Source organism: Rahnella perminowiae (assembly GCF_019049755.1).
Lineage (GTDB): Bacteria > Pseudomonadota > Gammaproteobacteria > Enterobacterales > Enterobacteriaceae > Rahnella > Rahnella perminowiae.
In genome coordinates, this window is the sequence record NZ_JAFMOS010000393.1 from 1 (window position 1) to 7404 (window position 7404).

General features: G+C 51.3%; 5 protein-coding genes. 1 reads left to right on the forward strand and 4 read right to left on the reverse strand.

The features are described 5' to 3' along the window. Positions 1-21: 21 nt before the first annotated feature. The 3 genes from J1785_RS05225 to J1785_RS05235 form a co-directional block, all read right to left on the reverse strand. Positions 22-738 (reverse strand): HAD family hydrolase, encoded by a 717-nt coding sequence (locus J1785_RS05225; RefSeq protein ID WP_217218962.1) that lies wholly within the window; start codon positions 736-738, stop codon positions 22-24. 218 nt (positions 739-956) lie between these two features. Next, complete coding sequence (locus J1785_RS05230) at positions 957-4031, reverse strand: efflux RND transporter permease subunit (protein ID WP_217218963.1); 3075 nt, start codon at positions 4029-4031, stop codon at positions 957-959. After that, the gene (locus J1785_RS05235; RefSeq protein WP_217218964.1) at positions 4028-5170 is read right to left on the reverse strand and encodes an efflux RND transporter periplasmic adaptor subunit; all 1143 of its coding nucleotides are present in this window, start codon (positions 5168-5170) and stop codon (positions 4028-4030) included. The genes J1785_RS05230 and J1785_RS05235 overlap by 4 nt, the downstream gene beginning before the upstream one ends. 335 nt (positions 5171-5505) lie before the next feature. Between J1785_RS05235 and J1785_RS05240 the strand changes: the two genes are divergently transcribed. After that, positions 5506-6291 (forward strand): MipA/OmpV family protein, encoded by a 786-nt coding sequence (locus tag J1785_RS05240; RefSeq protein WP_129955445.1) that lies wholly within the window; start codon positions 5506-5508, stop codon positions 6289-6291. A gap of 254 nt (positions 6292-6545) precedes the next feature. Here J1785_RS05240 and J1785_RS05245 read toward each other — a convergent pair. Further along, positions 6546-7404: ATP-grasp fold amidoligase family protein (locus J1785_RS05245; RefSeq protein WP_217218965.1), on the reverse strand; the 859-nt coding region annotated here is incomplete at its 5' end.

Genomic DNA, 7404 nt, shown 5'->3' on the forward strand with positions numbered 1-7404 from the left:
ACATAGTATCTTATTTTCTGCTCACCAAGGCCGAGGTAAAGCATGCTGCGTAAACATCATAGTGATTTCGTTAAGAGAATTTACGGAATATTCTGTATCAACCCACCGTCCCGGCCATGGATGAAAACCTTTCAGCCAGATAGCTTTCATGCCAGCATTTTTAGCTCCCTGATAATCATTAACTGGATGATCGCCCACATACCAGCACTGATCTGGACGTAAATCTAGCCGATTTGCTCCCGCATGAAATATTTTTGGTGAGGGCTTACTTTCGCCAAACCTTTCAGAACAGAGCATTACGCCTATTTTTTCTGAAAGAGAAAGGGCTTCTAACGTTTTATTGCGTGACCACTCAGCGCCATTTGATATGACGCCAATAGCGATACCATGCCTAATAAGTTCATCAATCAGTTCATTGGCACCAGGCATGAGAATAGCCGCTGAAGGGAAGTGATTGACCCAATGTTCCAGGACTGTCTTACCCTGTTGGGAGTCTATCCATCGTAGCTCTGAAGCTAATGTTTGGCTTACTGCCTCGCGGATTGAGGAAAATGGCGAGTTTTCAGGAAGGTAACCGCCGTTATCCTCACGAGTGATAATCGCATTAATATTATCTGCATTTTTTTCTTTAAGTTGGTTACGAAAGGCCAAATAAAATATCTCTGCATACCGGGCAATACTCAAAGCTCGATGAGTAAGCGTATTATCTAAGTCAAAAAACACGGCTTTTGGAGACATCCTCTAACCTCTTGTTATTAGTTATACTTTTCACCCTAATGCTTTCTTTCAATAATGAACTTACAGCCTGGCTTGGAATGATTTCAGGCAGATGTTCACCTGCCTGAGCATTGCACAGAACTAACATTATCGTGAACAGGTTACAGCCAGACCTCGCAGGCTGGCTCCTTCTCTGTACGACAGTGAGTTCTACTGTTACGTGACTGAAGTTCATCAGCTTAGTTTAACTTTGCATTAACATGATTCTTTTCAAACTGCATAATAATACTCAGCGAAGCGGGTAAAACAGTAAGCGTGACGAAAGTGGCAACGATGAGACCGCCGATAATCGCATAGGCCATAGGTCCCCAGAAAACCTGCTCCGCAATCGGGATCATTCCCAGTATTGCAGCACAAGCCGTGAGTAATATAGGCCGGGAGCGGTGTTGTGCCGCCGCTTTGATGGCTTCATCGCGGTCAAGACCCTCCCTGACGTTATTGTCCACTTCGCTGATCAGGATCACCGCGTTGCGGATAATCATGCCTGCTAAAGCGATGATACCGAGTAAGGCGACAAATCCCATCGGCGTACCTGTCGGCAACATCGCCAGCACAATGCCAATCAGTCCGAATGGTGCCATGAACAAGGCGAGAAGCATGCGGGAGAAGCGCTGCAACTGGACCATCAGCAAAATCAGCATAACAAACAGCGTGACCGGCAGTACCGCGAATACCGAGCTGTTGCCTTTGTCCGACTCTGCCACCACACCACCCTCCTCTATCGTATACTCCGGCGGTAAAGTTGCCCTGATGCGTGACACCAAAGGAGCAAGTTGCTGAGAAACAGTCTCTGCACGCAGCCCTGCGGCTAAATCAGTTTGTACAGTGATAAACGGCAGGCGCTGACGACGCCAGATAACCGGGTCATCAATGCCCCAGACAGGTGTCGCCACCTGACTGAGGGGGATTTTCTGCCCGTTTGCCGTCGTGATCATCAGCCCGGACAGCGTGGTCAAATCCTGACGTTCACGCTTATTTGCCCGCAGAACAACATCAATCAGCCGGTTTTTATCCCTGACGGTGGTGACAACGCTGCCTGACCAGACGGTATTAAGCAATGTGGCGAGACTTTCGGAGGAAACGCCCGCTGCGCGTGCTGCGGTCTGATTCACCTGCAAAGTGATGACCCGCTCAGGTTCACCGGCGGTCAGGTTAACTTCACGGGTCTCGGGACTGTTTCCGAGCACACTGGCGAGATGCTGCGCAATCTGTCTGACCTTCGCGTAATCCGGTCCGCTGATACGATATTTTACCGGCCAGCCTACCGGTGGCCCCAGTTCCAGCGGCGAAACACGCGTCGTGATATCGCTGAAATCCCGGGCTAAAACTGTTTCCAATTGCGCACGTAATTTATCCCTGTCCTCAAGGCTTTTAGCGACAACAACCAGCTGTGCTGTGTTTTCATCATCCAGTAGCACATCCATAGGCAGGTAAAAGCGCACCGCGCCTGACCCCACATACGTAGAAAAATGGTCTATGTTCGGATTGTCTTTCAAGGCATGCTCCAGCCGCCCGGCTTGCCGTGCGGTGTCGCTTTGAGAAGCATTGCCGGGAAGCGTAAGGCTGACCAGCAGTTCCGGGCGATCAGACGCAGGGAAAAACTCGCCCTGCATAAACGTGGTCGCATAAGCGGCAAGCCCTAACAAAAGGCAGGCAATACTGAGAGTCGCCACACGTTTTTGAAGAACCTGATTGAGCAGACGCTGATAGAAACGCATCAGTCTGCCCTGTTTTTCCGCGTGTGATGTCAGTTTTTCAGGTAGCAGCCAGGTCCCGATCAGCGGTGAAAAAAGGATGGCCACTACCCACGAACATAAAAGTGCGATCAGCACCACGGCGAAGAGAGAATAGCAATACTCTCCCGCACTTGAGGCGGCAAATCCGACCGGAATAAAGCCCGCTATCATCACCAGCGTGCCGGTCAGCATCGGGAAAGCCGTAGTTTCGAATGCGTAAGTTGCTGCCCGCCATTTAGAATCACCGGCCTCAATGCGGGATACCATTGCCTCGACGGTGATCATGGCATCATCCACCAGCAACCCCAGGGCAATGATTAACGCCCCCAGTGAAATACGTTGTAAGCCTATGCCCGCCAGCATCATGCCGATAAACGTCATCGCCAGCACGATGGGGATCGCCGCAGCCACCACCAGCCCGGCACGGGTGCCTAATGAGACGAAGGACACTGCCAGCACAATGACCACAGCCTCAATTAATACACGGATAAATCCGCTTACAGCCTGCGAAACCACTGTCGACTGATCCGCGACTTTAACCATTTCAATACCATGCGGGAGCTGCGCGCCAATAGCAGCCATCCGGTCATTGAGCGCCTTGCCGAAAGAAAGCATATTGCCGGTAGAAGCCATGGATATGGCAAGACCGATAGCAGGCTGACCGTTGACCCGGAATGCCGGTGACGGAGGCTCGGCATCCTGGCGGCTAATGGTCGCGATATCCGTCAGCGGAATGTAGCGCCCGGCAATATGCAGCGTCACGGCACGTAAACTTTGCTCTGATGTCAGTGCGCCGCTCACCCGCAAGGCAATGTTTTCACGATCGCTTCGCAAGACGCCTGAAGGTTCAACCGCATTTTGCGCCTTCAGCGCATCGGTGATTTGTTGCAAATCCAGTCCCATTCCCGCCAGCTGCGCCGGTGAGAATGCGAGGACAATATTCTCCTCCTGCACACCCAGCAGATTGATCTTCCCCATATCCGGCAACGACATCAGACTGCGGCTGATATCATCGACCCTGTCACGAAGCTCACGCGGCGTGAAACCTTCTGCAGTAAAGCCATAAATGGTGCCAAATGTGTCATCAAATTCGTCATTCACCGCCGGGCCCTGCACACCCGCTGGCAGTGACGGCGCAATATCCTGCATCTTTTTACGCACCTGATACCAGATACCCGCGACTTCTGAAGGGGGCGTGTCATCGCGAAGGTTCACAAAAATAACTGATTGCCCTGCATGGGTTTCACTTTGGACAAAGTCAAGATAAGGCGTTTCTTGCAGTTTTTTCTCCAGCGTATCGGTGACCAGATTAACCGTGTCCTCCACGCTTGCACCCGGCCAGCTCGCAGACACCACGGCAGTTTTAATGGTAAACGCCGGGTCTTCATTCCGGGGGAGTTGCTCATAGCTGATGATACCCGCCGCCATTAACAGCAACATAAAAAAGGCGATCAGCGACTGATGATTCAGCGCCCAGGCTGAAAGGTTGAAAGCCCCGACCGGGGAAGACGTTTTCATTCGCTGTCCTCCCCGGGGATAACTTTTTCACCGTCTCGAAGTTTACTGACACCCGCAATGACCACCCTTTCGCCAGAGCGGATACCGGCAGATATAAATATTTCAGAGGTACTGTAACGCCCGATAACGACTGGCCTTAAATGCAACAACTGTGTTTTCTCATCAACCACAAAAACGGCCGGTTTATTCCCGGTACGGGTCAACGCAGAGGCAGGCAGTGCTATCAAAAGCGGACCTGACGCGTTAAGTGTAAGTTGAACACTGGCACCGAGTGCCATGGCCGGTGGCGGGTTATCCAGGGTGATGCGCAGACGCCAGGTACGGGTTTGCGGATCGGCCTGCGGGCTGACGTCGCGGAAATGCCCCCGGGCCACTACGGAAGGGGCCGAAAGTAGCGATACATTAAACAGGCTGTCAGCTTGCTGAGGAACAGACTGAGGATCAGCCACATCAAATACGGCATCGCGAATGCTGCCACTGGCCAGGGTGATCACAGACTGTCCGGCACTGACCACTTGTCCTGCCGACGCGCTGACCTGGGTGATCACCCCGTCAGCCGGAGCAATGAGTTTTGTCCAGGACACATTTTCCTGCGCATTTTTGAGCGCATCTTCACTGCTCTGACGCTTCGCACGGGCGGCCTGCCAGTCAGCCTGGGCACTATCAAGCTGCGATCGGGCAATAGCCCCCGAAGGCATCAGTAACTGCATACGCCTGAGATTGAGTGCGGCCACCTGCTCTGCCGCGCGGGCACTGTTCAGATCGGCCTGCGCACTGCTGAGCTGGTTGCGGCTGGTATCGCTTTCTTGTGTGGCGAGAACCTGACCTGCGATCACACGATCTCCCACCTCGGCCTGCCGCGTCAGAATGCGCCCGTCCAGCCGGAACCCGAGCGTAACCTCTTCATGGGCGCGTATTTCACCCGTTTGAATCAGAGAACCCACCGCGACCGGGGACGGTGCGAGAATTGCCCGTACCGGCCTGACCGGAGGAGTTTGTTTATGGGTTTTGTCACCACAACCTATCAGCACCATAACAATAATGGCCAGACAGGCAGCAGGAATGAAGGGAAGTATCCGGCCGGAGGCGGATAAATGGCGAACAGCATGCCGCGCATAATCGGTGAAGGTAACAGCCATGACAGTCTTCCTGAATTGAGATATCGCTATTCAATCCAATCACTGTCCAGATTCCCGTAATATTTCATCAAGGAACCGTCAAGATGAACACTTTTTTGCAAGATTGCTGACCGGCACAGCGACAGCACATGTGCAGCGTTTAAATGCGCCCCGGAAATGTCCGTCACATCGGCGTCATTCTCCACAATCAGGATCTGCTTTGCCTGCACAGGGGGCGTCTTGACGGTTTCTTCATAATTCCCCGACAGTTTATTGACACGGCCTCTTCATACTTCGGGTTTCAGACGCGGCTGCAATCCGCTACGAACCATATGTTTGGGTGATGAGGAATCACAATGATATCCAGAAAACTAATGCTGCAGATGACCTGTTTCAGCCTGTCCGCCACAGTGCTGCAGGCAATGGCCGACAACACTCCGCCTGCGCCAACCTTTACCGTCGGCATGGGCGCACAAAGCGCGCCGCGCTACAGCGGTTCCGATCAGCGCCACTGGCTGGTTGCGCCGGTCATTCAGGCGCGCGATGGCGCCTTTTTCTTCGATTCGCTGAAAGGTGTGGGTTATGACCTGCAGGCGGATAACGGCCTGTATCTGGAGCATACGCTGGGATATAGCCTGGGGCGGACAGACAGAAATTCCACCTGGCGGGATGGCTCGAATAAACTCAAAGGCATGGGAAATATCGATGCGACCATGAATACCGCGCTCGCGGTGGGTTGGTCAGCAACACCGTGGTTGTCTTTTGAAGGCAAAGCCACTCTGCCACTGACAGACGGGCAAGGTGTACATTATCAGACTTCCGTCACGGTACTGCCGGTACAAAACGACACCGACACTGTCGCGCTTCAGTCGGCGGCGCTCTTTGGCGACCGGCGCTATATGAACACCTTTTATGGCGTGAGCCGCGAACAAAGCGACCGCACTAATTTCGCACCTTATCAGTCCGCCGGGGGGTTCTATGGCGTAGACAGCAGCCTGACCTGGAGTCATCAGTTCACGTCGCACTGGGGCGGCGTTGTCAGTGCCGATTACACCTGGCTGGACGACAAAGCGGGTAACAGCCCGATTGTGGTTAAGCGCGGTGGTACAACTTACAATTTTGGTGTGCTTTATACCTTCTGATGGACTGAACATGAACGTATGAAAAGTCGTCCTAAACGGCGACTTTTTATACGTCAATCCTTCTACTCTCCTATACTAAAGGCGACCCGGATGAAAGGAGATATCGCCATGCTGGTTTTGATCATTTTGTTTTATATTTTCGCCTACTATTGCGTATTTTTGATATTATCGCCGCCCTCATTCTCAGGATATTTCAGACATGCACTGGGTTTTTTCTAAGCAAAAATGTAATACTGCATAATTAAACTGAAAAGTCACACCCACAACTCCCCCAGAAAATAATCCCAGTGCACGGGGGATATCTGTATCCTTCCGTTGCATGGCGTGAGGGTTATCTCACTAAAATAAATCTGGCTTGCATCGGCAATAAAATCCACCCGGCAATAAGCGATACCTTCCGCCAGCTTTTCCGCAAGGCCGATCATGTGGCGATAAAGAACAGGCTCAGCGATTTCATGCGGGGAGTTATTGTAACCCATGGTGAGCGGAAGAATTTTCCAGTGCGGGTCATAAACATTGACATACTCATTATTCATGGCATCAGTAAAATCGGCTTCGGTAATATGTGCTTTACCTGAAAAACAATGAACGCGATAGACTTCAGGAATAAGATGTAAGGGTTCCCCCCCGAAGACATCGATAAACTTTTCACAGATTATATAAGGCTTGATATCCTTGTAGTGCCATTCACGCGTGACATAATACATATTCCGATTAAGATGATCATTAAGCTTTTTCTTTGCTGCCCGCTCATCGAACTGATGTTTATTTTTGCAGATAATCGCGCTGCCACTGTCATGACTACATTTCAATACAAACCGCTCAGGAAGATGAGATAAATCAATAAGTTCAGCCCTCTCAAAGACCCCTAAAAGCGGGACGAGATAATCGTCTCCAATTTTCTTTTTCACGTACTCCCGGACTGCAATTTTATCCGCCAGCATAGTAAAGAAAGGGTCTCTTTCGAAGATCATTCTGTTATTTATCTTCTCATTCAGGCTTTGTGGATTTTCAAAATCAGGCACTCTGCGAAACTCTTGTTGATGCTTTCGCATCCGGTAACGTAAATCACTGATAAAAAATGTACGGACTAACTTCAGCTTGTACTCTACA